Origin of the sequence: Tabrizicola sp. (assembly GCF_016792905.1) — a bacterium.
In the GTDB taxonomy this organism is placed as follows: domain Bacteria; phylum Pseudomonadota; class Alphaproteobacteria; order Rhodobacterales; family Rhodobacteraceae; genus Tabrizicola.
The window spans coordinates 1-2,867 of the sequence record NZ_JAEULP010000041.1 but is presented as its reverse complement, the minus strand read 5'-3'; the positions used below and the strand labels follow the sequence as shown (position 1 = coordinate 2,867).

Here is a 2,867-nt window from a genome sequence, read left to right as displayed (position 1 = left end):
CGACCTACGGTTTCGAGACCGCAGTCTGCTATACCCGCGAATTGAAGGACCCCAAGACCGACACCTTCCGGGCGATCTTCTATTCGGGGCTTCTGTGCTGCCTGTTCTTCTTCCTGATCCCGTTCTCGTTCCAGGGCGTGCTGGGGCAGGAAGGCATGCTCGCCTCGGGCATCGTCGATGGCTCGGGCGTCGGAGAGGCTCTTGGCAACATGATCGGCGGTGGGCCGGTGATCACCCAGATCTTCGTGATCCTGATGATCATGGCGCTGTTCCTGGCGATCATGACCGCGATGGCCGGCTCGTCGCGGACGCTGTACCAGGGTTCGCGCGATGGCTGGCTGCCGAAGTACCTGGGCGAGGTCAACAGCCACGGCGCGCCGCGCAACGCGATGTGGACCGACTTCACCTTCAACGTGATCCTCCTGGCGCTGGCCTCGGACGTGGGAGGGTATTTCTACGTCCTCGCGATTTCCAACGTCGGCTACATCCTGTTCAACTTCCTGAACCTGAACGCCGGCTGGATCCACCGCCTGGACAGTGCACACATGGAGCGTCCCTGGAAGGCGCCGACCTGGCTGATCGGGCTGAACACGATCCTCGCCTTCGTGAACATCCTGTTCCTGGGCGCGGGCGCGAAGGTCTGGGGCTATTCCGGCGCGCTGGTGTCGGGGCTGGTGTTCGCGGCTTTCATCTTCCCGGTGTTCTGGTATCGCCACTATGTCGTCGACAAGGGCAAGTTCCCGAAAGAGGCCTATGACGACCTGGGCCTGCCCTATGGCGAGCTGGGCGAGCGGAAGGCCGGGATGCTGCCTTACCTGGCGCTGGTCGCGGGGGCGGTGGTGGTGATCTGGGCGAACTGGTTCTTCGTCCTGCCTGGCTGATCCGTCCGGGATACCGTTGAAAAGGCCGCTCTTCCGGGCGGCCTTTTTCTTGCGCAAATGTTTTCTCACAAGAAATTTTGTTGCACTTCATTATTGCTTTCTGGCGGGAATCACCCGACACTGGACGAAAATCAACATGTCTCAGGGAGCCGACCAATGACCAACTCCTGGCGTTTCTCGACGCTGATCGACCGACACCGCGCGCTTGGGTCCAACCTTGAGGACTGGAGCGGGATGGGCACCGCCTGGTCCTATTCCAAGGGCGACCCGGATGCCGAATACGAGGCGATCCGCACCAAGGCGGGGCTGATGGATGTCTCGGGCCTTAAGAAGGTGCATATCACGGGCCACGCCGCCAGCCATGTCATCGAGCGCGCCACGACGCGGAACATGGAAAAGCTGATGCCGGGCCGCGCGGTCTATGCCTGCATGCTGAACGACGCGGGCAAGTTCGTCGACGACTGCGTGATCTACCGGATGGGGCCGAATTCGTTCACCGTCGTCCACGGCTCGGGACAGGGGCATGAGCAGCTGACGATGGCGGCGACCGGGCGCGACGTCTCGATCCGCTTCGACGACAACCTGCACGATCTGTCGCTGCAAGGGCCCCTGGCGGTGGATTATCTGGAGAAGCACGTCCCCGGCGTCCGCGCGCTCCCGTATTTCGGGCACATGCCGACCAGCCTCTTCGGCAAGCCGATCACCCTCAGCCGCACCGGCTATACCGGCGAGCGCGGCTATGAAATCTTCTGCCGGGGCCAGGACGCCGTGGAAATCTGGGACCGCATCCTGGAGGAAGGCAAGCCGATGGGGATCATCCCGTGCCGCTTCACCACGCTCGACATGCTGCGGACCGAGAGCTACCTGCTGTTCTTCCCCTTCGACAACTCGGAAATGTACCCGTTCGAAGACGAAGGCCCCGGCGACACGCTGTGGGAGCTTGGTCTCGATTTCACGGTTTCACCCGGCAAGACCGGCTTTCGGGGCGCCGAAGAGCACTACCGGCTGAAGGGCAAGGAGCGCTTCAAGATTTCGGGTCTGAAGCTGGAAGGCAAGAACGTGCCGGGCAACGGCGCGCCGGTGTTCAAGGGCGGAAATCAGGTCGGCGTCGTGACGCAGGCGATGTATTCGCCGCTGAACGACTGGACCGTCGCCATCGCCCGCCTGCCGGTTGCCGATGCCAACAACGGCACCGAGCTTGAGGTGCGCTGCGGCACCCATGGCCCGATCAAGGCCAAGTCGGCCGCGCTGCCGTTCTACGATGTGGACAAGAAGCGCCGCACAGCGAAGTGACCAACCTTCGGGGCCTGCCCGCCAGGCAGGCCTCCCTGCCAGGGAATCCCAAACGTGAAGACCTTGCTGACCCCCGTGGACGCCCCCTCGATCCGAAGCCGTCCGGTCTACGCCCCCTTTGAGCCGCGCCCCGCCAGCCTGCATCTGATCATCGCCGATGGCGAAGGCGCGGGCGCGGTGACGGACCTTCTGGCCACGACGACAGACCGTTCTGAAATGCTTGCGTCAGCCCATGTGATGTATTGCCCCGGGCCGGATGGCAGCGACCAGTCGGCGCATCTGAAAGACCTTGGCGCGGCACAATACTTCCGTGCCCCCTCGATCCCGGCGCTGCTGCCCCGGCTGGCGCGGGTGCTGTCGGCGGCGCATATGGGAACGCAGTTCTATCTCGCGGGGTCGGAAGGTCTGATTGGACAGGCGGAACGCGAGATCATGAACACGGGCTTTCCGCATGCCTCGGTCCAGAAGGAACAGCGCGGGTCAACGCTGCGGCGGGTGCAATGCGTGCATTGCAAGGGGATCACGGAAAACGTGGCGACGGACCCGTTCAAATGCAGCCATTGCGGGTTGAGCCTGTTCGTCCGTGACCACTATTCCCGGCGACTCGCGGCCTTCCAGGGGGTGAATATCGACGCGGAAGACCCCGGACTGGTGCCGGAAAGCGTGGTGAGGTTCAAATGAGCGGCGGTGCGA

At 63.3% G+C, this 2,867-nt stretch carries 3 protein-coding genes; all 3 read left to right on the top strand.

The window, feature by feature from the left end:
* Positions 1 to 881 (top strand): APC family permease (locus JNL31_RS09335; RefSeq protein WP_294972648.1); only part of this gene is annotated, 881 nt, incomplete at its 5' end.
* 156 nt (positions 882 to 1,037) lie between these two features.
* Positions 1,038 to 2,174, top strand: coding sequence for an aminomethyltransferase family protein (locus JNL31_RS09330; RefSeq protein ID WP_294972646.1), 1,137 nt, complete (start codon positions 1,038 to 1,040; stop codon positions 2,172 to 2,174).
* Between the two features lie 54 nt (positions 2,175 to 2,228).
* The gene (locus tag JNL31_RS09325) at positions 2,229 to 2,855 is read left to right on the top strand and encodes a dimethylamine monooxygenase subunit DmmA family protein (protein ID WP_294972644.1); all 627 of its coding nucleotides are present in this window, start codon (positions 2,229 to 2,231) and stop codon (positions 2,853 to 2,855) included.
* Positions 2,856 to 2,867 lie beyond the last annotated feature (12 nt).